At 46.7% G+C, this 23,163-nt stretch carries 19 protein-coding genes, 1 tRNA gene and 1 pseudogene; all 21 read right to left on the bottom strand.

Features of this window, described 5'->3' with window-relative positions; genetic code table 11:
- Positions 1-35: 35 nt before the first annotated feature.
- Positions 36-1,148: a cytochrome b gene (locus PP769_RS06270; protein WP_312646098.1), complete on the bottom strand. Its 1,113-nt coding sequence runs from the start codon at positions 1,146-1,148 to the stop codon at positions 36-38.
- Between the two features lie 28 nt (positions 1,149-1,176).
- Positions 1,177-2,121: a QcrA and Rieske domain-containing protein gene (locus PP769_RS06265; protein WP_312646097.1), complete on the bottom strand. Its 945-nt coding sequence runs from the start codon at positions 2,119-2,121 to the stop codon at positions 1,177-1,179.
- A 25-nt stretch (positions 2,122-2,146) separates the two neighbouring features.
- Positions 2,147-2,959: a cytochrome c gene (locus PP769_RS06260; RefSeq protein ID WP_312646096.1), complete on the bottom strand. Its 813-nt coding sequence runs from the start codon at positions 2,957-2,959 to the stop codon at positions 2,147-2,149.
- A gap of 24 nt (positions 2,960-2,983) precedes the next feature.
- Entirely contained in the window at positions 2,984-4,699 is a 1,716-nt protein-coding gene (locus PP769_RS06255; protein WP_312646095.1) for a cytochrome ubiquinol oxidase subunit I, read from the bottom strand.
- Between the two features lie 38 nt (positions 4,700-4,737).
- The gene (locus PP769_RS06250) at positions 4,738-5,298 is read right to left on the bottom strand and encodes a c-type cytochrome (RefSeq protein ID WP_312646094.1); all 561 of its coding nucleotides are present in this window, start codon (positions 5,296-5,298) and stop codon (positions 4,738-4,740) included.
- Positions 5,299-6,105: 807 nt separating this feature from the next.
- Positions 6,106-6,453 (bottom strand): hypothetical protein, encoded by a 348-nt coding sequence (locus PP769_RS06245; protein WP_312646093.1) that lies wholly within the window; start codon positions 6,451-6,453, stop codon positions 6,106-6,108.
- Between the two features lie 88 nt (positions 6,454-6,541).
- Positions 6,542-7,558 carry an adenosyl-hopene transferase HpnH gene (hpnH, locus tag PP769_RS06240; protein WP_312646092.1) on the bottom strand — a complete coding sequence of 339 codons (1,017 nt, stop codon included), beginning with the start codon at positions 7,556-7,558 and terminating at the stop codon, positions 6,542-6,544.
- A gap of 111 nt (positions 7,559-7,669) precedes the next feature.
- Positions 7,670-7,745, bottom strand: a tRNA-Cys gene (locus tag PP769_RS06235).
- A gap of 89 nt (positions 7,746-7,834) precedes the next feature.
- A complete protein-coding gene (ispG, locus tag PP769_RS06230) occupies positions 7,835-9,031 on the bottom strand; it encodes a flavodoxin-dependent (E)-4-hydroxy-3-methylbut-2-enyl-diphosphate synthase (RefSeq protein ID WP_312646091.1) in 1,197 nt (398 codons plus the stop codon).
- Between the two features lie 9 nt (positions 9,032-9,040).
- Positions 9,041-10,937, bottom strand: a pseudogene (dxs, locus tag PP769_RS06225) (1-deoxy-D-xylulose-5-phosphate synthase).
- Positions 10,938-11,060: 123 nt separating this feature from the next.
- Positions 11,061-11,831: a tetratricopeptide repeat protein gene (locus PP769_RS06215; RefSeq protein ID WP_505542332.1), complete on the bottom strand. Its 771-nt coding sequence runs from the start codon at positions 11,829-11,831 to the stop codon at positions 11,061-11,063.
- A gap of 41 nt (positions 11,832-11,872) precedes the next feature.
- On the bottom strand, positions 11,873-13,081 hold the full coding sequence (locus tag PP769_RS06210) for a BamA/TamA family outer membrane protein (protein WP_312646085.1): 1,209 nt from the start codon (positions 13,079-13,081) through the stop codon (positions 11,873-11,875).
- Positions 13,082-13,093: 12 nt separating this feature from the next.
- Entirely contained in the window at positions 13,094-13,648 is a 555-nt protein-coding gene (locus PP769_RS06205; protein WP_312646084.1) for an MlaC/ttg2D family ABC transporter substrate-binding protein, read from the bottom strand.
- 170 nt (positions 13,649-13,818) lie between these two features.
- On the bottom strand, positions 13,819-14,262 hold the full coding sequence (mlaD, locus tag PP769_RS06200) for an outer membrane lipid asymmetry maintenance protein MlaD (RefSeq protein WP_376753427.1): 444 nt from the start codon (positions 14,260-14,262) through the stop codon (positions 13,819-13,821).
- Positions 14,263-14,379: 117 nt separating this feature from the next.
- The gene (locus tag PP769_RS06195; RefSeq protein WP_376753426.1) at positions 14,380-15,129 is read right to left on the bottom strand and encodes an ABC transporter ATP-binding protein; all 750 of its coding nucleotides are present in this window, start codon (positions 15,127-15,129) and stop codon (positions 14,380-14,382) included.
- Between the two features lie 26 nt (positions 15,130-15,155).
- Positions 15,156-15,923, bottom strand: coding sequence for an MlaE family ABC transporter permease (locus PP769_RS06190; RefSeq protein ID WP_312646081.1), 768 nt, complete (start codon positions 15,921-15,923; stop codon positions 15,156-15,158).
- Complete coding sequence (locus PP769_RS06185; protein WP_312646080.1) at positions 15,920-16,705, bottom strand: phosphorylase family protein; 786 nt, start codon at positions 16,703-16,705, stop codon at positions 15,920-15,922. The genes PP769_RS06190 and PP769_RS06185 overlap by 4 nt, the downstream gene beginning before the upstream one ends.
- Before the next feature lie 81 nt (positions 16,706-16,786).
- The gene (gene shc, locus PP769_RS06180; RefSeq protein WP_312646079.1) at positions 16,787-18,955 is read right to left on the bottom strand and encodes a squalene--hopene cyclase; all 2,169 of its coding nucleotides are present in this window, start codon (positions 18,953-18,955) and stop codon (positions 16,787-16,789) included.
- A 164-nt stretch (positions 18,956-19,119) separates the two neighbouring features.
- Complete coding sequence (locus PP769_RS06175) at positions 19,120-20,427, bottom strand: nucleotide sugar dehydrogenase (protein WP_312646078.1); 1,308 nt, start codon at positions 20,425-20,427, stop codon at positions 19,120-19,122.
- 108 nt (positions 20,428-20,535) lie between these two features.
- The gene (locus PP769_RS06170) at positions 20,536-20,982 is read right to left on the bottom strand and encodes a type IV pilin protein (protein WP_312646077.1); all 447 of its coding nucleotides are present in this window, start codon (positions 20,980-20,982) and stop codon (positions 20,536-20,538) included.
- Between the two features lie 400 nt (positions 20,983-21,382).
- Positions 21,383-23,032, bottom strand: coding sequence for a tetratricopeptide repeat protein (locus PP769_RS06165; protein ID WP_312646076.1), 1,650 nt, complete (start codon positions 23,030-23,032; stop codon positions 21,383-21,385).
- Between the last annotated feature and the right edge of the window lie 131 nt (positions 23,033-23,163).

Genomic DNA, 23,163 nt, shown 5'->3' with positions numbered 1-23,163 from the left:
GCCCTAACTTCGTATTTGACATATGTTCCCAGAGATTAGTCTAAAAAGTGGCGGTTTATAATGGCTGACACGGTAAACACCAGAATAAAAACCATAATCACCGTCCAACCAATAAGAGCCATTGGCCGCTTAAAGATATTTCGCTCCGAACTTGTGTCCAAAAAAGGCAGGGCCGCTAAAAACGCCATAAATGCCCCTGGTATGGCCATAGCTCCAAGAAATTGGCCAAACTCCCCGCCAAAAATTTTCAATCGAAGCAACTGAAACAAGAACAAGAAATACCACTCTGGCTCAGGATGATAATCGCCGGGATCCGGAGTCGCTTGTTCCAGCAACACGACTGGCTCAATGAAAGCAAGGGAGCAAATGATTAAAAAAACTGTGGCCATGGCCACAATATCTTTCCAGATTTGACGCGGGAAAAAGTAATCCGTTTTGGCCTTAATTTCCTCTGGTGTGCCTCTAAACGGACCTGCGGGCCCAGCCTTTCTAAAAAGAAAAATATGAAGGCCAGCCAGCCCCGCTAAGGCAGCCGGCAAGACCATGACATGAATAACAAAAAACCGGCTTAAGGTCATTTGCCCTGGAGTGGGACCCCCCTTAAGAAAACGAGCCAAAAAATCCCCTACAATTGGAGTTTTATCCATGATTTCTACGCCAACCACCGTTGCCCAGTATGCGCGTTGATCCCATGGGAGGAGATAACCTGTAAAACCAAAACCCATCACAATGCCAAATAAAGCCAAGCCGACTAACCAGACCAGTTCTCTGGGTTTTTTATAGGCACCCCATAAAAATACTTGGGACATATGCGCGAAGACCATCACTACCATGGCAGATGATCCCCAAAAATGGTAGCTCAGAAGAAACCACCCATAGTCCACTTCGTGTATAATATATTGTGTACTTGCGTAAGCGTGATCGGTACTGGGGACATAATAGAACATCAGCAGTATCCCCGTGACAACTTGAAGAACAAAGATAAATAGCAATACGGAGCCAAAAGCATAGGCCCAGCGAGAACCACCAGGAATTGGCTCATTCAGCATTTTGGCCTGTATATTCTTCAGACCTACACGCTCATCAACAAATTCAACAACCTTTTCGAAAGCGTTTTGTTGACTTGCGACTTGACTGTCTTCCTTCATGCGCCTTTCACCATTCCATCCTAGGCTTTTACAGAAGCCGAATTTGGTTATTAACCCCGGCTTTATACTCAACATCAATGATCTTCACTTCTCCACCGGCATCAACTTTCAGAGGAAGTACATCAAGCGGTCTCGGTGCCGGCCCGTCGATAACTTTTCCAGCTTCGTCATAAATACTCAGATGACAAGGGCACAAAAACACCCCATCTGGAAAGTTTTTTGTTTTCCTCCATTTATACCCACAACCCAAATGGGGACATTTCCCAGAGTAGCCGATATAGGGAGAATTTGACTTGTTAACCCAAATGACATCCCCCTTATCATCATAAAACTTCTTATCATTTCCCTCGTATACGGCTTGTTGTACGGCCGGAGTCGCCTTGACCACCCAAATATTTTTCTCAATCTGTTGCTCTGGCATAAAGGCTTCTTTAAATCCACGGGTAAATTTAAATTGGAAGCCAATATTCTCTTTATTCACCTTCTTTACGTTGCCCACGGAAAACCAGGCATTATCGTAGGGTTTGAACATGGGTTTCATGAGATACTTCAACACAGGAAACACTAAGGGCAGGGCAATTAAGGTCCCAATCGCATGTGTCATATTGGTAAAAAATGTGCGCCTGGGTACCCCTTGCTCCAATCGTGGAAGAGGGACCAAAATCTCCCCAGGTTCAACATGCAAATGATCCTCCAAATGGGCAATTTCAACTTCCTTAATCGTCACATACTGATCTCGCTCCAGTACGGGAAATTGACCGAATTCTTCGGGTGAACACCGAAGGACAATTTCCTCCTCGCTCACTACTTCCTGAATTTGGTCAATAGGAATCTGGCGTTGCGCACCGTGGCCATTCAATTCTTGAACGATGATATGGCTGATTTCGTGGGAAAGTGGATCAACAATAACCTTAGAAATCTTCCCGACTTCCTTGTTCGCACACAATGCTTTTGCTGTCAATTTTGGTTGCATAGCCAGGAAAAACCTCAGATGTTGATTAATTCATTTTTATTGGCTTCGGAGTTTTAACTGACTCGTCTTTTAACGAGGCAAGAAAGGCAACAAGCGCATCAATTTCTTGTGGGAACATGAGATCTTTATACTTATCAGGCATTTTCCCTTTATCGTAATCCTTATCGAACCCTTCTGCTTTCCAACTCTTTGGATCAATAATCTTTTCTTTCAACTGTTCAACGGTCATAAGATTACCGATATTATCCATCTCAGGCCCACGTTTTTTCCCACCTTGTCCATACAGCTTATGGCAGTTATAACATTCTTGTAGTTCCCATTGTTCTTTCCCAATGGCCACGAGATCGCCGGAGGCTGCTCCACCCCCGCCTCCACTGGTTGCAACCGCCACCTCAACTTTAGCATCAGCACCTAAAGAACTCAGTTGCTTCGAAATAGCTTTAGCCCGTTCATCCAATTCCTTTGCCCTGGCAATTAATTCATCGGCCTTCCCTTGCTCTGTTTGGGCCCGGCGAAGTTTCAAAACTTTTTCAATTTTTCCCTTCTCATCCTCCGGGTCAAACTGTGGCAGAATCGACGCTCCGGCGATATAGAGACCAGAAAGCAGGAGGTAAAATACCACCAACGCCCCCACCGCCTTCACACCTTCCAACCGTTTCATCGCTGGAGCATCTAAAAGAATGAACACCAAAGCCCCTAGTATCGCGTAAAGAAAAAACATGATCTGAAAGACTGGTGGGAAATGGGTGTATTTAGCGCCCACCACCAACAACAGCCCAATAATGACCCCCACGGCGGTCTTCTTCATGACACTCTTGGCAAAACTCTGGTTAGCCATTTGTTTCCTCTTTTTTCAACCTACTCATTTAGCTTCAACCGGTACTGACGATGCCAATGACGTAGCCGGCTTCGGACTTCCCGCTCTCAGCGTGACAAGGATGGCAAAACTTACGACAGCGTAAAACACGATAGTCACCCCCGTTATCCACCAGGCCGAGTAGGCCAGAGTCGGCGTAAACGCTTCAGGAGTAAAATCGGGAACGAGGTTATAGACATGATAATATTTACGAGTTAACGAGCGTACCGCCCCCATGAGGCCCATTGTCCAAATGGCGCTAAAAGCCAGAAATATGAGGACGAACTGGGACGCAAAATCAATTTTCCCCCATACAATCGTCCCTCGCTTAATGGCGCGGTTATAAAGCAGATAATTGACCACAGTCAGGAATACGAGAGTAAAGGCTGCAGCATTCTTTGCCGGCATGAGCGCTAATTCACTTGCCCAAGAAGGCAGCTCGACTTCCTCGGTGGCCAGCCCTTGGGTCGGGACGAAACCATGAGGGGTCATCCAAATCGCATCGGCCACCACAATCATCAAAAAGCCAACTTTGATCATGGTAAATGCCGATACCGTGAAGTTCTTGAGACCAGGAACTTTAGCAAGAATCATAGGGAGGACGACTATTATCACTAAGACAATTAACGATTGCCATTCAGGCGGAGGGAACATTTTCCATGTAAATCCCATAATGGCAGGCATGAGCAGCACCACTACCGCCACAAATCCGGATATCCGTACCTGTTCAACACCCTGTATTCGCTTTAGACTTAGCCAGATATAATAGTTACTGGCCAGGAAGATGAGGCCGACCATGGCACCTTGCATTTCAAAGAACATCGACAACTGATCAGCCATCATGTAGGGACAAATCGAGGCATCATAGTCACAGAGCTCATAGGCCAGGAGGTAGCCCATGAACGGAAGAAGCAGAAGCGCCCCTACCCCGATCATGTTACCCACAAATCCCATCCAGTCGTAATAGGCTCGCTCCTCATCTGTTTTTGATCCCATAAACATATAGGCCGCAATTAGACCGGCGATAAACCCACCAAACGTGACATTTCCAACCAGGCGATGAAGGTTCAGGGGCATCCAGCTAAAATTCGCCATTTTATCCCACAAACTGGCGGTCTGGATAAACTCTACTAATGATAAATCTCCCGCCGCTTTGGCCGGGGTATTCATGAAAGAGGTTGGACCGTCAATGACAAAGAGAGTCACGGTTCCCACAATATTCAACAGAATACCAAGAGCGATGTGGCGTCCTTTCTTCGCTCCTTTCATGGAATCCCATGAATAGAAGTAGGTATACAAGATAATGGTTTCAAGGATAAATAACAGAGGATAGATAACCGCAAACACAAGGAAAAAATGCTTGATCAACCATGTCGAAAAGTCAGGATACGTCCCGAGTAGGACAAAAATAAACAACCCTCCGGTTAAGGCAGTCATGCTGTATAAGATGACCGTCACCTTAATAACTTCCTTGGCCAGACGGTCATATTTGGGATCGTTATTCTTATATCCCAGCCACTCTGCTACCACCGCAAATATTGGAGCACCTAATATAAACGCCGCGAACAAAATATGAAGTTGAGCGACGACCCACACCGCCGTTCGATTTCCCGAATAAGGAAAGTCCACAAGTGGAGCATCCGGAACTTGCCCAAAGGCAGCAGCCCCACCGCATAGGCCCAACGCTAGAATTATCCATAGACTTCGATTCAGTGTATTCAAGGGTCCCCGCCCTCCTTATTTTTCATTCAATTCCTGTATTACTCTGCCGCTTTTTCAGCCTCTCCACCAGCTGGAGCTTCGGCGGCAGGAGCATCACCTCCAGGCGCTGACCCGGCTGTCCCCGCAGGAACCCATTGCTTTTTCGCAACATCATATTCCATGCCCTTGAGCCCAAACGTCGCTTCATACGCAACCACTTTCCATATGGCATCCTCGGAAAGCTTGCTCTTCCACGCTTTCATTTTTGTCCCAGAAACTCCCTCAGACACTCGCCAAAACCATACCGAATCCGAATAAAGTTGCATTTGCTCTGTCCGACGGAAATCCCGCGCACCGGCCTTAACAGGCTTTCCATCTTTTCCGTGACAGCTCGCACAATTCACATCAATGTTCTGTTGTCCAGTAAAGATGGCCTCTCCCTCTTTCAAAATTTCTGGATTATTCCAATACCCAGCCGGCATATGCTTATCCGCATATTCCGGTGGAGCAGGAGGAGGCGGTTGCGGGGGACCTTCTCCACCACCACATGCTGACATCGAAAGGCCCATAACGGCCAAACCACTCACTAAAAGGCTTTTTACTGTTTGATACTCGTTCATTGTTCCCCCTCGTTTACCTGATTCTTGATTTTCCAGATTCGACCTTCCTCAAAAAATCTTAGTCACTACGGAACGACACGGCATGATTGCCAAAAGTTTGGCGAAAAGATTCGCTCCGTCCCTGTATCAACCCGGCCAAACTCCACTCTCCGAATCGACCCAAACGCTCCAGATGGTATAACCAAGAGATGCCTCTGGCTTTCATTGTCAAAATGGAAATCGACTTTGTTAAATCCATGTCATCTGCTTTCCATTCCTCGAAACATCTGTCCGAGCATCCAGCACGGAAACAACAGCTGGCTCAAAGCCATTCCCGCCCTTTCCACAATCCAACCCTCGATCGTAAAGCGATGGTCTACATTATGAAGAGCATAAAACACACGGATAGGAAAAATGGTTTAACAGAGTAGAATTCAAGGTAGAACGACGTGACCGGAGTGCACCATATGCGTACACCCTACATCCCTCAGTTTTCACGAGCCTTCACATTTCCTTCCAATGAAAATACTCTGCCAACCCTATTTATCCCCTTCAAAAATCTTTGAGCTACATAGGTCTCCTGGGCCCAAAAAAGTTCAGGACTTCTATCACAGTCAGAAGCCAACCGTCAATTATTTCTTCCGTTCTTGCGCGCTGTTTCCCACTTGCCATGCCTGTGTTTTCAGAGAATAAACATATTAGTGCATGAGTCGAGAGAGAAATAAATTTCTCATCACGCCAGAGTCCGATGACAAGGAAAACCTGCTTTGATTTATATGGATGCTTCAGCACATTGGAGGGATAAGAAGGCTTGGGAGAATTGTGTCTTTAAGAGCTTGCCTCGGGCTTCTTCCACTTTTGCGCCCAGTCCTCCCAGGATCGACCAAACGCCGTATCTTGCCCTGAGAATACGATTCCAGTCACCTCTTGGTATAAAACCGTACGAGGCTGCTGATCTCCTGGCAGGAATAGCTTAATATACGGCTGAGGAGCCTCCTCCTGACGATCAAATACAAATCCTATAACCTGCTCCCCTGTTTTCAGGTGAATCGTCACATCGCCTCGATAATCAAATATGCGATCCATGGCTTCGTGCAATTCTTTCTCATTCGAAGGCTGCAGATGCCGTCCTTCCCATGATTGAGGAGTATCAGTTGGAGATACATCTAAACCCATGATGACCCCTTATTGACAGCTAAACGTGGAGACATTTTCCAGTGGACCCAGAGTTGAGGAAAGAAAAGAAAAACACAGAGGAGTAGCCTCACACAGCATTGGGAAACAGGGTCGCCCTGACCGTCCCAAAAAACCCACTCCATGAGCTGAAGGTATCTTTCACGGCAGAAGCTTCATACCCACAATGCACCATACAATCCCGGCATTGTTCATGTCGTCCCGTCCCATAACGCTCCCACTCCGTTTCTTCCATTAATTCTCGAAAAGTGGATACGTACCCATCCTGCAATAAATAACAGGGGCGCTGCCATCCAAAAATGTTGTACGTGGGATTCCCCCAAGGGGTGCACTCATACTCCCGTTTTCCCATCAGGAATTCAAGAAATAACGGAGATTGGTTGAACTGCCACGCACGTTTACGTTGGGCCAGCAATTGCGCAAATAACGAATGCGTCCGTTCACGGCTTAAAAAACTATGCTGATCTGGAGCCTTTTCATAACTATACCCAGGAGAAATCATCATGCCTTCCACACCCAACTCCATCATTTCATCAAAAAATCGCCTGACACGAGCAGGCGCCGCATCATTAAATAATGTCGTATTGGTCGTCACCCGAAAACCTTTGGCTAAAGCAGCCTTAATGGCTTTCACGGCAACGTCATAGACGCCATCTCGACAAACGGCATGGTCATGCTCTTCCTTGAGACCATCCATATGGATGCTAAATGTAAGGTATTTCGAGGGAGTATAGTCCTGTAATTTTCGTTCAAGCAGAATGGCATTTGTACAGAGGTAAACATATTTCTTTCGCTTCACAAGCCCTTCGGCAATGGCTGGCATTTCAGGATGAATCAGGGGCTCTCCTCCAGGAATACTCACAATTGGTGCACCACATTCCTCAGCAGCAGCCCAACATTGCTCAGGCGTCAGTCTCCGATTCAAAATATGATCCGGGTACTGGATTTTTCCACACCCTGCACATTCCAGGTTACACCGAAAGAGCGGCTCTAACATGAGCACAAGAGGGTATCGCTTCACACCCCGTAAGTGCTTTGAGAGGGCATAATGAGCTACGGTATACATTTGAGATACAGGTACCGACATGATTATTTTACTCCCTCTAGATTTTCACCATAATTCAAGCGCATCCACTCTTACCCCCAGCCTACATTCTAATCCTCTGCCTGGTTTAAACAGGATAAAATAATAAATAAATGGAGGCGCCGAGCGGGTTCGAACCGCTGAATCGCAGTTTTGCAGACTGCTCCCTTAGCCACTTGGGTACGGCGCCTTTGCGAGCCCATTATAAGAAGTCTATTTTCTCTTGTACAAGAAAAAGTCTGACTTTCTCTTTCTTTAGTCCTCAAAAGGCTGGAATCATTACTGACGAGGCAACACGGGAAGTTCTCTGGAGACAGATCGTATCGGGCTTAAGGAAAGATCTTCCATTGGGGATTGATGAATGGAGCCGGCATCGGGCGTCTCATGACCATTGACGCTCGAATCCTGACCACCCTGCTCTTTGGCCATCAACTCCACTTCTTCAATCAAAGTATGAAGAAGGTCTTCAGATGGCACACGTTTATATAATTTCCCTTTTTTAAAAAGAATTCCTACGCCTTGACCTCCGGCAATTCCAATATCAGCTTCTTTCCCTTCACCAATTCCATTCACTACACAACCCAAGACGGATACAGTGATTGGGGTGGTGATATGTCCCAGTCGATGCTCTAATTCGTTAGCCATTTTCACCACATCAATTTCCACTCGCCCACATGTTGGACAAGCAATCACATTGACACCACGATGACGAAGCTCCAGCGATTTCAGAATTTCAAATCCGACTTTGACTTCTTCTACCGGATCGGCCGCTAAAGAGACCCGAAGGGTGTCGCCGATGCCCTGAGAAAGCAGCCAACCTAACCCAATAGCAGATTTCACCGCACCTGTCATCGCAGTTCCTGCTTCGGTAATGCCGATATGCAATGGGTAATTGGCTTGCTGGGCAAACAACCAATAGGCATCAATCGCCATGTGCACGTCAGAGGCCTTCAGGGACACCTTCATATTCGTAAACCCAACATCCTCCAACGCATGAACCGCGTTCAATGCCGATTCCGCAAGTGCTTCAGCCGTGGGGTAGCCGTATTTTTCAAGAAGATGCTTCTCCAAGGAACCGCCATTCACGCCAATTCTGAGTGGAATGCCATAGTCATTGACAGCCTGAATCACTTCTTCGGTTTTCCACCATGGCCCAATATTCCCTGGATTAATACGGACGCAATCCACAACTTTGGCGGCTTTGAGTGCAAGACGATGGTCAAAATGGATATCTGCGATCAAGGGTACCGTCATTTGTGATTTAATTTTGGGAAGCGCATCAGCGGCTTCCATATCGGGTACGGCTACCCTAATTAATTCACATCCAGCTTTCTCTAATAGGTGAATCTGCTCCAGAGTCCCAGCAACGTCCCTCGGATGAGGAATCGTCATAGACTGGACCGTTATGGGGGCATCCCCACCAACTTTGACCGATCCAACCTGGATTTGTTTGGTTTTTCGTCGAGAAATATACACGAGAATAGACTAGCGTATCACTGCTTGCAGAGAAACCCGGTCATGTAACGCCTTGGCCTGATCATAAATCCCATCCGCCGTGAGACCGTATTTTTCCCTGAGCAAATCCTGAGGCCCTTGTTCAATGTACCAATCTGGTAATCCGAGTACTTTAGTCGGAATACTCCAACATTCCTCTTCCGATAAAAATTCTAGGACCGCAGATCCAAATCCGCCCATTCGGCACCCTTCTTCGACAGTAATTAAGCATTTTACTTTGTTGGCAATTTCTCGAATAAGGGTTTTATCCAGCGGCTTCACAAAACGTGCATTAATGACAGCCACGGATACGCCTTCTTCTTGTAAGCGCTCAGCCGCTTTCATCGCCTCCGAGACCATAACCCCAATTGCGATAATAGCCACATCTCGCCCATCGGATAATAGCTCACCCTGGCCGATAGTAAGGGGAATGGGTTCAGAATCTAAAGGCACCCCAAGGCTACTACCGCGAGGATATCGAACCGCCACCGGACCATCATGCACTAATCCTGTTTGGACCATATGTTGGAGTTCATTTTCATCTTTTGGGGCCATAATTACCATATTGGGAACATGCCGCAGAAACGCAAAATCAAAAGCCCCATGATGGGTCGTTCCGTCTTCGGCCACCAATCCTCCCCGATCAATACAAAAGGTCACCGGCAGATTTTGGGTTGCCACATCATGCACAACCTGATCATAGGCCCGCTGCAGAAAGGTCGAGTACATACAGATAACCGGCCGCATATTATCCGCGGCGAGACCAGCTGCATATGTCACCGCATGCTGCTCGGCAATCCCGACATCAATCAAACGGGAGGGAAATTCCTTTTCAAACTCAGACATTCCCGTTCCCTCGCACATCGCAGCCGTAATGACCAACACCCGGTTATCTTTTTTGGCTTGACGAATCAGGGTTTTAGCAGCAATAGAACTATACGAAGGGTGACCGGGCTTTTTCATCGGTTGCCCAGTCTTTGAATCAAACGGTGAACAGGCATGGAACCAAACAGGATTCTTCATTGCCGGCTGAAAACCCAATCCTTTTTTGGTAATCACATGCAGGAGAGTTGGCCCTTTTAATTTCAAAACATTCTCCAACGTCGGGAGTAAATGCTCAAAATTGTGTCCATCAATGGGACCGACATATCGAAATCCCAACTCTTCAAATAGCAGACCCGGGAGCAGTAAGCCTTTGGCCAGCTCTTCGGCCCGAATCGCCATTCGCTTTACGGGTTCTCCAATTTGCGGAATGGTTTCCAGGAGTTGAGAGGTTTCCTCACGAAGTCTTGTATAGAACTCCCCGGTAAAGGTCCGATTAAGATAGGCGGAAATAGCTCCGACGTTTCGTGAAATCGACATTTGATTATCATTAAGGATCACCACACAGTCCCGGCCCATATCTCCGGCATGCTGCAATCCTTCCAATGTCATTCCGGCAGTGAGTGCCCCGTCTCCTACGACGCAAACGACCTTATTGGACTTGCCTAATTGCTCACGTGCCTCCACAAAGCCCACGGCAGCGGACACACCGGTTCCGGCATGTCCGGCATTAAACGTGTCATAGATGCTTTCTTCTCGTTTACAAAATCCGCTTATTCCCCCGAACTGGCGGACCGTATGGAATTGTTCACGACGGCCCGTTAATAATTTATGTGTGTAAGCCTGATTACTGGTATCCCAGACAATTTTATCGTCTGGCGTGTTCAATAAATACTGCAAAGCCACCGTCAACTCCACCACGCCTAAATTGGAGGCCAAATGCCCCCCCCACATGGGAGATTACCTCTATAATGAGTTCCCGAATTTCCTGACAAAGTTCAGGGAATTGGTCCCGAGAAAGTTTCTTTAAATCTGCTGGACTTTCAATCCTTTTTAGCAAGGACATTGGGCATCCTTTCTTGAAGAACCTAACGTATTGTTGGGGAATAACTAAAAATGTCCAAATTCTGACATGACTAAACAAAATCTTCCCATAGCTGCTATTGCCTGTCAAGCATTTGGTCTAACTTCAGGGATGAGCAGTGGAACGGTCAACATCCACCTGGCCTAGGGCCTGCTGGAGCAGGGCTTGAGCTTCCGGTCGATGAATCCGTTCCCATATCCATCGCTTTTTAAGAGGGGGGGTATTTACAACCCGGTTTAGCTCCTTCACTGCCTCCAAATTTTGTCCGTGTTTCAGGTACCATTTCGCAAGATCCAACCCTGCCGGTGCATACCGGCTATCGAGAGAAACCGCTTTTTTCAAATGCTCTCCAGCTACGTTCTGATCGCCTCCTAACACCCAGGGTAACTCCTCATACATCCGTCCTAACATATGGTGAGCCTGAACATTGTTTGGATCAAGTTCCAAAACCCGATTCACATGCTTCTTTAACTTCTGAATCGTCAATGCCGCCGAAACCAAACCCTCCAACTCCGCCGCACTCCCAAGATTGGCGGCATACAAAAAATGGGCATCGGCAGAAGACTCACGAAGACCAAAGGCTTTTTGAGCGAGACGGGCTCCTTCCTGGAAAGCTGCCAACTTCTGCTCCCGATCAACGTATACCCCGTACCCTAGATCCAAATACAAACCGGCCATCCGAAGCAAGCGCGTAAGATCGTTTGAATTAGCTGCTCCCTCCCTCACCAAAATCTCCAGCTCCCTTTCAAGACTCTCGGGATTTTGCTGGTCGATTGAGTCCTCACCCTGCAATGCCCCAGAAAAAAGAATGAGGACTCCTACGAGGAAAAGTAACCCTATTGGCACAAATAAACGCGTAGTCCTTGATCTTGTCATTACATGTTTTTTTTGGAAGAGCAGATTGACTATGGGCTGTATCAAAAAGGATAGTTGAGGCCAGCAAAGACTGCTCCACCTTCCCTACTGTACCCCCAATCCACCCGGGCCATGACATTGGGACGGACAATGGCTCGGAAGCCTACTCCAGGTGTAACTTCCCAATCATGAAATTGACGAAATTTAAAATCCTTATAGGTTCTCCCCATATCCACAAATGGCGTTAATTCACATTCTATACTGACATTGAACATCTTCATCCCAAATAGATGTATACGTTCCTCCACATTAAATGCCACCATATGTTTATCAATAAACCGATCCTTCCCATATCCTCTCAGGTTGTCTTCTCCTCCCAAGGAACTTTGTTCGTAAAAGGGGATCCCATCGCCAAAACTTAATTGCAGCATCGCTCGGGCCACAAAAATATACCGTTTGGAGGGACTCGGTATCAGGTGCCTGATATCAAACCCTGAACGAAAATACAACAGATCCTCTTCTTTCCCAAAATCAAAGTTCTGCGCCAATTCCCCGAATGCTTCGACTCGGGTGCCCGCGGTCGGGGTATTGAGGTTATCTCTGGAATCATATTGAAACACCAGACGGTGGGCTAAAATCGTCGCACCTTTTATCCCCGGATCCCGCGGGAAACGATCCTTAGTATATGGCTCGTCATCTACACCTCCCGGTTGAATTTCAACATTTCGAAATCTTTGGTTAACGGATAATCGCGTCACATCATTCAAATGGATACCAAAGTTCCAATGAATGTGAATTTCACGCCCCGTATAGTTTGATTCATTACTTTTGGGAGTGGTTTGTCCTAAACCATAAAACCGCTTGGTCGCATTTTTGAAAAACTGTGCTCCAACATCCACAAAGAACAGCCCTTCGATAAACCCAGGATCCTGGTAACGAAACTTCAGCTTTCGTTCAATTTCCTCTGTATACGAACCGACTGTCTCCATTTGCCTCCCACCAGACCAATAATGAAAATAGTTCAAGGTTCCCCGGACTCCTAAAAATGAATTGTGAATCAACATGGGAGCAAAGAGAGAACGAAGGTTACCTTCCGCATCCGAATTCAATGACGGGGCAATCAACCCAAAGTCTTGTCCATCATTTTTGGAGGTAGAAAACGCAGGAACCACAAAAAAAGAATTTTCGGCGAGGACTTTAGAAGATTGAAGGATAACGCCGCCTAAGGCCAGGCACACCAATACCAGGCCCCACGAACGAAACGATATCACAAAACCGACTCCTTAGGACGAAGTCCCCAGGTCGGCTTTTGAACGAAGCTTCTCGAGAAGAGCTTCAAACGATGAGGAGTTAATAATACGGGAAAATTGCCCACGGTAATTTTTCATCAAACTTACTCCATCAATCACTACGTCATACACCCACCACTCTCCATTTTTTTGCAACAGACGATAGTCCAAGGGTATTTGCACTTTCGGAGACACCACTTTAGTCTGAACTTCAGCGAATTCTCCTTTTTCGCGCTCTTTGAGGTACTCCACTTCTTCCCCCGAATATCCGTCTACATTGCCGACATAGGAATTTGCCAAAAACTGTTGAAATAAAGTCACAAATTCTTGTTGTTGCTCTGTACTTAATCCCTTCCACTGAGAAGCCAGGGTACGCTTGGCCATTTCGCCATAATCAAACCGCTTTCCGATGATTTCTTCCAGCTTGGCTCGCCGTTCCGTCTCTCTCGAAGGATCCTTCAACGCTTGATCCCTCAGCACCACAAAAACCTGATCAACGGTTTCCTTAACTGCCCCCGTTGGAGTACCTCCTCCCCATGCGACAGTCATACAGGCAAAAGAAACTACTATCCAACCAAATAATAACACTGCCACATTTCTTGAAGAATGTTTAAACTGCACCCTTCGAGGTTCACCTGCACTGGCTCTCACCTTTAACTCAGGTTTCTTAACCCATTCCCTTTGCATATTTCCTCCACATCTATTTCACCAAACAAGCCTCACTCAACATTGCCATGGATAAATTGACTAATCACCTGCTCTAGGTCAATTCCAGATTCAGTGTCCACAATGGTTCCACCAGTCTTCAAACGTTCGCCCGCCCCGCCGGGAGATAATTCCATGAATTTTTCTCCGATAATGCCACGAGTCTTGATTGAAGCAATCGCATCGTCAAACACCGTGATCCCATCCTGAATCGCTAGGACCACTTGAGCCCGATCGTCGTTCAGTCCGATTTTTTTTACACGGCCCACCTCTACTCCGGCGATTTCTACCGACGCGCCGTTTTTCAACCCGGAAGTGGAAGAAAATTCTGCCTGGAGTTCGTAATAATCCCCTCCAACCAGCTCAAGCTTTCCAAGTTTGATCGCCAAATACCCAAGGCAGATGACCCCCACTAACACAAATATTCCGACGATTAATTCAAGTTTTCCACGTTCCATCATAATATTTCAGTTCGAGTAATTGATGTTTTATTAGGGCAAGGCCCAGGAAGGATAATGCATATAGTTCAGCTTGACACTTATCACTCCCTAACCCACTCCCGAGAGCCAGGAGATTCAGACTGGAGCGAGATTAATACCATTATTGACCGAAATAAACTCACGCACCACAGGATCGGCAGTCTGCTGAAATTCATTTGAAGGACACATAGCAATAATCTTTCCATTCTTTAACATAGCAACCCAATCCGAGATAGGGAAGATCTCTGGGATTTCATGGCTCACCATCACACCGGTAAAGCCAAAGGTTTTATGCATAGCCAAAATGAGGTTATGGATGGCATGGGCCATCAACGGGTCCAACCCCGTCGTCGGTTCATCAAATAATATAATCTCCGGCCCCATCACCAGCGCCCTGGCTAATCCTGCACGTTTCTTCATTCCTCCGCTCAGTTCTGCAGGAAATTTATGGCCCATCTTGTCCAACCCTACCCTCTCCAGCATCTCTGGTACCCATCGACAAATTTCCTGTTCAGTCATCATGCGTTTTTCTCGCAAGGGAAAAGCGACATTATCAAATACAGTCATAGAATCAAACAAGGCAGCCGATTGAAACAACATAGCAAATTTTTTGCGTATGTCATTCAATTCTTGGTCATTAATTTGCGTAAGGTCCGTTCCATCAATAATGACTCGGCCTCGATCCGGGCGAATCAACCCAATGATGTGCTTAAGCATCACACTTTTGCCCTCACCGCTCGGACCGATAATCGTCGTAATTTTACCTTTAGGAATATCGAGAGTGATCCCTTTGAGCACAGATTGTCCTCCTAAGGTCTTTTCCACCCCTTCCAGCTTAATGACCATCGGTAGACTCGTAGACATACGTAACGTTACATAAGGACGGAGGTTAAAAAATAGTCCCACACCAAAATAAGAACTGCCGCCAAGACCACAGATTCAGTGGTAGCTTTCCCTAAACCCTCGGCACTCATTCTCGTGTAATACCCTTTATAGCAGCAGACCCAGCTGATAATCAGGCCAAAACTAATCGACTTTAAGATCCCCCCATAAACATCTTTCCATTCCACCGCTGATTCGATTGAACTCCAATAGGATCCCCCGCTGACTCCGAGCAACTTGACCCCAACCAGATACCCTCCCCATATTCCCACCACGTCAAACATAGCAACCAACAAGGGCACCGAAATAAGCGACGCAACAACCTTGGGAGTAATCAAATACTGCAAGGAATTGATTGCCATAGTCTCCAATGCGTCAATTTGCTCGGTAATACGCATAATTCCAATTTCTGCGGTCATGGCTGATCCCGCGCGAGCCGTCACCATCAATGACGCTAATACCGGACCTAGCTCACGGATCATACTTATCGCCACCGCAGACCCTAGCAAACCTTCAGAACCAAACTTCCTCAGGGAATAGTACCCTTGAAGCGCTAACACCATTCCGGTAAATAACGCCGTCAGAATCACAACAAAAGAAGACTTGAATCCCACAAAATGCATTTGCTTGATAATTTGAGCGATTCTCACCGGTGGTCGGAACAACCATCCAAACGTCCGTATCAAAAACACAAACATGGCCCCCATTTCTTCTATCAAGAAAAGAGTCCGTTTCCCAATTTGTTGCAATAATATCATGGAATTTCTGCGCCAGATTTATTGATGGCCATGGAGAAAGTTTGAGCTGAAACAATCGGGAAAAAATTTTCAAAAAAACTAGAAAGTTGGATTCCGGCCTGCCTCGAATGCCGATACAAACGAAAAAATCCCTTCCAACATCGAGGTGAGGATAGGACCTGTCCTATACCCCCAACCCACCCAAATGGCTTGAGAAACATATTGAAGTCTACCGGTAAATCCTCGTTAATACCATCAGATATCGCACGAATAATCAAAAAAGGGAAACCAAACTGCTTCGCCACTTCGCCTATCGCTCCACTCTCCATATCTACAGCCATCGCTCCGGTCCGTTCCCCCAGAATACGTTTTTGTGTAGCCTGTGTCAGCACTCGATCCGTCGTTACAAACCGACCAACTTGAAGAAGGCACCCATCCGTCAATGGGACCCTTAATGCCGCCTTGACCCACTCAGGATGACACACAATTCGTTGCAGATCAGAATCAGAGAACATCTCTGTAGACTGCCCCAAGAGAACCTCTTGCCCGACCACCAGCGATCCGATTGGGGAAGAATTGAGAGCACCGGCAAAACCGGTAGAAATGACGACATCCCATGCTTCGCTCTCTAAAATTTGCCGGGTAACCCTTTCAGCCTTTCCTGGACCTATTCCCGTCTTCACTAATAAGACATGGGTTGAAGCGCCCTGACTCTCTAAGCCAGCATACCCTGGGAGATTGGCAGAGCACACACGGGGAAGAGTCCGGCCAACAGCGTTAAACTCTACATGGGTTGCAGTCAATATGACGATTTTGGTCAGAGGAGGCTCCTGCCATCATCGGGAAATGGGAAATATGCAAAAGGTAGGCAGTCAGGACCGAAATTACACAAGCTTACTCTGGCGTCTGGCCACTTGGGCGGCCTTTCGTAATTGATCGGCCCTTGCTTCCCCGGTTATTTTTACATTCCGGTACATACCCAGGGCCCAGATGGGGAAATATTTAAAATACCCATGATACCGTAAATAAAAGACCCTGGGGAACCCGGTACCCGTATGAAACGGCTCATCCCAAACTCCATTCTCACGTTGATGGCGAATGAGCCAATTGACTCCCCTGACAACACTTATGGAGTCCGATTCTCCAGCTTGAAGCAGGGCCATGAGGGCCCAGGCGGTTTGAGATGCGGCACTTTCTCCTCGCCCGGCCTTCTCCACATCAGCGTAGGAATCACAGGATTCCCCCCAACCCCCATCAGAGTTCTGAACGGACTCTAGCCAAATCACTGCCTGCTGGATCCACGGCACCGTCATATCAATGCCTATTGCACGAAGGCCTGAAAGGACACACCACGTCCCATAAATATAATTGACCCCCCATCGGCCATACCAACTTCCGTTTGGCTCTTGCTCCTTGCGTAAGAACTCAATTGCGGGGTTCACGGCAGGGTGAGACTGGTCGTACCCTAACGTTCCTAACATTTCCAAGCAGCGACCGGTTAAATCGGCCGTACTGGGATCCAAAAGAGCCTGATGATCCGCAAAAGGAATCTTGTTAAAAATTAATTTATTGTTATCCTTATCATATGCGCCCCAACCACCATCTGACCCCTGTAACGCCAAAGCCCATCGGAACCCTCGTTGAAGGACCTCATCTGAACCGAACACGTCGGCAGAATTAATCTTGGCCAACCCCGTCACCACAGCCGCGGTATCATCGACATCGGGATACCATTCATTTTCAAATTGGAACGCCCATCCACCAGCCCGAGCTTTTGGAGCCGACACCGCCCAATCTCCTACTTTTTGACACTGACGGGCTCGCAACCAAGCATCCGCATGTTGCAATGAGGAATGGTCCAGCGCAAGGCCCCGTTCGATCAACGCATTAATCGTCAAGGCTGTATCCCAAACTGGAGAATGACAAGGCTGTAAATGCAGCATAGTGGGCGTTGGGGTATTACCGGGATTCGAGTAAATTTCAAGTGCTTCTATTTCCCTCAATGCTTTTTGAACCAACGGATGATCGGTAGAGTATCCCAAAGCTCGAAGGGCAAAAACCGAATAGGCCATTGCCGGATAGATGGCTCCCAATCCTCCCTCTCCACCCATATGTTCAAGCATCCAAGACTGTACGCTACTCAAAGCTTTTTTCCGGAGGGCCTTTATGTGATAGGCCTCATATAAACGAAGCAGCCCATCGACCCAAACAAAAAAATTCCGCCAGCTTATCAGGGTGGAATCCCTGTGCAACGGTGGCACATGAGCATAGTCCACCTCCTGACGAGGCTGAAGAAAAAGTTCATCAATCCCTTGTTCCTTGGAGATGGTGCACATAGGTCGATGGGCAAAAATAATTAAAAGCGGGATAATGACTGCACGGGACCAATATGAAACGGCATATAAATTAAAATAAAACCATTGAGGGGCTAAAAATATTTCTGGAGGCATACACGGTATCCCGCGCCAATCATATTGCCCGAATAATGCTAAGGTGATTTTGGTGAAGACATTGGCCTGAACGACACCACCCTTGCCGAGGATGAAACTTCTCGCACGTTGCATCACGGGCTCATCAGGAGAAACCCCTGCCAGCTTAAGCGCAAAATAGGCCTTTACAGATGCACTGATATCTGCAGGCCCTCCGAAAAAAATGGGCCAACCCCCATCCTCGAGATGAGTATGAAGTAAATACCGAATAGCTTTCCGCTCTCGATCCAGATCAACCACATCCAGAAACCGTCGAAGCATCACATACTCAGAGGTCAGGGTCGTATCCGCTTCCAACTCCTCAACCCAAAATCCCTGTTCAGGATCTTGCATGTTCAGTAACCAGTCTTCCCCTTTTTGAAGAGCTGATTCCAGAGCACTCATATGGCCAAGATTGGCTGTTCGTTGGAGGGTACGATCCTGAGAAACCTCCGGATGAAGGTTATGGGAAACCAGCTTAAGGGGCGGTGGCTTTTGCTTTACACGATAGGGTCCCAACTTTGGATTCAGGGTCTCAAAGATATTCCCCGATAACCGTACTAAGAATTGCTTGAGCAACTTCATGCGGTAGGTCTTTCAGCGATTCAACTTTTGATAATGCAATTTTGGGGGGAGTGCTGCCAACAAATGAGAGATTCACAAGACACAAAAAAGCCCTGCTTAAACAGGGCTTTATAACTAAATACAGTAAGACTGTCAAGCCGATGTGTTTAGTATTGAAACGCTCCTTAGGTTGAAAGCAGCACAATACGATCACGGTGATGCTTCACCTGACGAGTTCCGTTACGGGTATCAAATACCACGGGAGCGTGCTCAACAATCAACTGGTAATCAAAAGCAGAATGCGCGGTCAAAATCAGAGCGCACGCACTGCGTTTTAACAATTCAGGGTTTATCTGTTGAGATTTATATTCCTTTCCTTGAATAATAATGGAAGGAGTAAAGGGGTCTGAATATTGCAAAGCTGCTCCTTCATGTTGCAATAGTTCCATGACTTTTGTAGCAGGCGATTCACGTGGATCTTCAATGTCGGCCTTATAGGTTACTCCCAACACAAAAATGATTGAATCTTTCAAGCATTTACCTCGTTGATTTAAAATCCGCTGAACCTTATTCATTACGAAATAGGGCATATTTTCATTGATCTCACCAGCCAGTTCAATGAACCTGGTATGGACATCATACTCTTTTGATTTCCATGCTAGGTAGTATGGATCCAGGGGAATGCAATGTCCACCCACACCAGGGCCAGGATAAAAAGGCATGAAGCCAAAGTTTTTTGTGGCTGCGGCATCAATCACTTCATAAACATTTATATTCATCCGGTCACACAACAAAGTGAGCTCATTCACTAATGCAATATTCACTGAGCGAAAAACATTTTCAAAGACCTTCGCCATTTCCGCAACACGTGGAGAGCTGAGAGGAAAGATTTTCACGATGGATTGTTCATAAAAGGCTTTGGCAACTTCCCCGCAAACTTTGGTAACACCACCCACCAATTTAAAGGTATTATGAGTCTTAAACTCTGCATTTCCGGGATCAACCCGTTCTGGCGAAAATGCGACAAAGAGATCTTTTCCAGCCGTTAAACCTTTTGCTGTCAAAGCAGGTAAAATGACCTCCTCGGTTGTTCCTGGATAGGTTGTACTTTCTAACACAACGAGCATATTCGGATGTGAATAATCGGCAAGATGCCCAAGAACTTTCACAATCGCCGAGATATCCGGTTCTTTATTTTTGGTAAGAGGAGTCGGCACACAGATAAGTATGACATCGCACTGTCGCAACACGGAGAAATCAGTTGTCGCCTGTAGTTTTTTTTGCTCTACGACTCCTTGTAACTCAGAGTCCACCACATCCAAAATATAATTACGCCCTTGATTTACCATTTCAACTTTGGCTACCACTTCATCCACCCCAAATACATGGTACCCCGCTTTAGCTTGAAGAACGGCTAAGGGAAGCCCCACATAGCCCAATCCAATCACTCCAACTTTGGCCGACCGATTTTTTATTTTTTCGAGTATGTCCACTGTTGCCCCCTCCTGAGGTCACGTTAACCGATTCAGTTTAAGTTCGGGGAAAATCAACTTTTCTTGAGTTGGTTTCCGTTGAATGCATTGCGCTCTGATACAACAACGCTAGGAAGACACATCATTTGTCACATTCGTGATGACCTTTCCCTCATTAATTGTCCACACGTCGCAGGTTGCGTCTCCATCAATGTTTCCAATGGCAACCGCCGTAAAGCCTAATGCACTCACAGAATCCAAATTCGGGTCGGTACACCCGGGAGGTAAAGTTCCAAGATTGGCATTGCCGATTTTATAAAAATATCGCTGCGAAGACCCACTCATGCCAAACCCAATTGCATTAAAATCGTCTATATATCCATTATTTTCAGCAAAATAGGCAATTTCTGCGGTATGGATTGCCACCAAATTGCTTTTGGCCTCTGTTTGCTTGGCCTTCGCCTGGTAACGCAAAAAATTTGGAATGGCTATCGTCGCCAAAATTCCAATAATTGCCACCACGATCATCAGCTCCGTTAAACTGAAACCCTTTTGTTCATTGAGTTGAGTCGGCATCCTACGAATCCTCCATGGAGAACTATCCTCCAACAGATTGTTAAGTATCTCACCCTCGGATGATGGTACACCTGGTCTTCTCAAGTAGCCAGGGCTCCACTGATAATTAACACAGCCTTAAAGACGGCAATAAAACGGCATTAAATGTCACCAAATTCATATAACGGACCATTTCAGGGACACAGAAAATGGAGGGCCACATCGTCATGCAAGGCAAATACAAAAAGGCGTGACTAGATTATTCGCCAGAAAGAAAGCAAATCTTAAGAATCAGCGGCTGAAAATGAATCAGACATGGAACCTATCAAGAAGGCTCATACCACCTTTTATAATGAACTGGAGGTATCACTTGATAAATTTATTGGCTAAATCACAGCGAAATATCTAGAATGACGAGAACCTAGGGAGCCAGGGTAGACTGATGGGAAAGGGTAGGAATCGGCTCCCCAAAACCGGCCTCACGAAACCGCTTGCCCAGCAACTTATTTGTTGAATCGAGTTGCAGTGAATGAAGCCAGGCCTCTCGTGCCTTATTTCGCTCGTCTTGCTTTAAGAAAATATCCCCCAAATGTTCATAAATAACAGGATCATCGGACACTAAAGAGACCGCTCGTTGAATCGTTTCCAGTGCTTCTTCAATACGTCCCAGCTTATAGAGTGCCCAAGCTAAACTATCTACGTAATACCCATTATTCGGTTTTAAGGCGACGGCACGTTGCGTAAGGGACAAGGCCTGCTCCCCCTTGATGCCACGATCGGCATAGCTATACCCCAAATAATTCAAGGCATCCGCATGTTCCGGATCCAACTCCAAAGCCTGTTCCATTTCCCGAACCACATTATCGAAATGGTCTAATTTGTCATAGACCGTGCCTAAATTAAAATGGAGTTCGGCATTTGAGGGGTCATGGTGAATACCCTCCTCTAATCTGGCCTTGGCCTTGTGATATTCTTCCATTTGAAAATGGGTCAGCCCCAGTAATAAATATGGCTCCGGCCGCTTAGGATTGAGGCTAACGGCCTGATCCAAATACGAGAGAGCTTCCTGGTTGCGTTTTAACCGATAGGACACAAAGCCTAAATGCAGAATACTATCAAAAAAAGTGTCGTCCATTTGGACATTCGTTCGATAGGCCTGAATCGCGCGCTCATAATCCTTCACTTCCTCATATAACAATCCCAGAAAGTCGCGAACGCGCAATTCGTTAGGTCTCACGCGCAAGATGGCGTTCAACTGCTCAATTGCAGCTGGGAAATTCCCCATTTCACCATAAATTTGAGCCTTAAGAATCTGCGCATGCAAATCATCTGGGTTTTGCTGAAGAAAATAATCCAAATGGTCCAAAGCCTTGTCCGTGTTATGTTGGCCAATATACAGCCGAATAACACGCAACCGGAATTCCCGGTGATGCGGATTTACTTCAATCAAGTAGCGCTCCAAAAGGTCAATAGCCACCTGGGGCTCCTCTGCTTCTTCGGAAATGGCCACTAACTTCAGGTACGCCCTTTCAAAGGTGGGATGAAGAGCAATGGCGTCCTGAAAATGTTCCTTGGCTTCTTGTTTCGTTTTCGCCTCCAGAGCAATCACCCCCAAATAATAATGGGCTTCAGCGGAGCCCGGGACATGAACCAATAAATCATGGAATACATTTTCAGCCATTTGAAGCTCTTTGATATTTAACAAAAGAGTCCCATGAGAAATGTATATCCGTTCATCCTGAGGAAAGTGTCGTTCCCCTTCAGACAAAATTTCCACGGCCCGTCCGATATCCCCTCCCCCGGCAAAAATTTTCGCCAAATCGAAAAACATTGCCGCCTGAGAAATTTCCGACACAGGGATTTGTTTTGCTAGGTCCACGGCTTCAGTCAGATGCGACATCGAGAAGTGCAGTTTGGCAAGGCGAAATTTCAAAAAATTCGAATTCCCGTCAAATGCCATACCTGCCTGGTATTCCTCTAAAGCTGTTGTGGCATTGTTATTCAACTCGGCAAGGGAACCTCGAAGGAAGTGATAGTAGGCCTGAGGGTGGACAGTTTCCCGCGTCGCCATGGACGCTTCCTGTCCATTCAAAGTGGGAGGGGGAGCTGTCCCGCAGGACACCACCAGCAGTGGAATTCCCCACAAAAGGGTTCTCAGACGACCCAACCACATTGGGAATGTCCGTCCTGACCTAACCTTCT

It is taken from the genome of Candidatus Nitrospira allomarina, assembly GCF_032050975.1.
Taxonomy (GTDB): Bacteria; Nitrospirota; Nitrospiria; order Nitrospirales; family UBA8639; genus Nitrospira_E; species Nitrospira_E allomarina.
The sequence above is the reverse complement of the archived record's forward strand: the minus strand, read 5'-3'. Positions and strand labels throughout refer to the sequence as shown.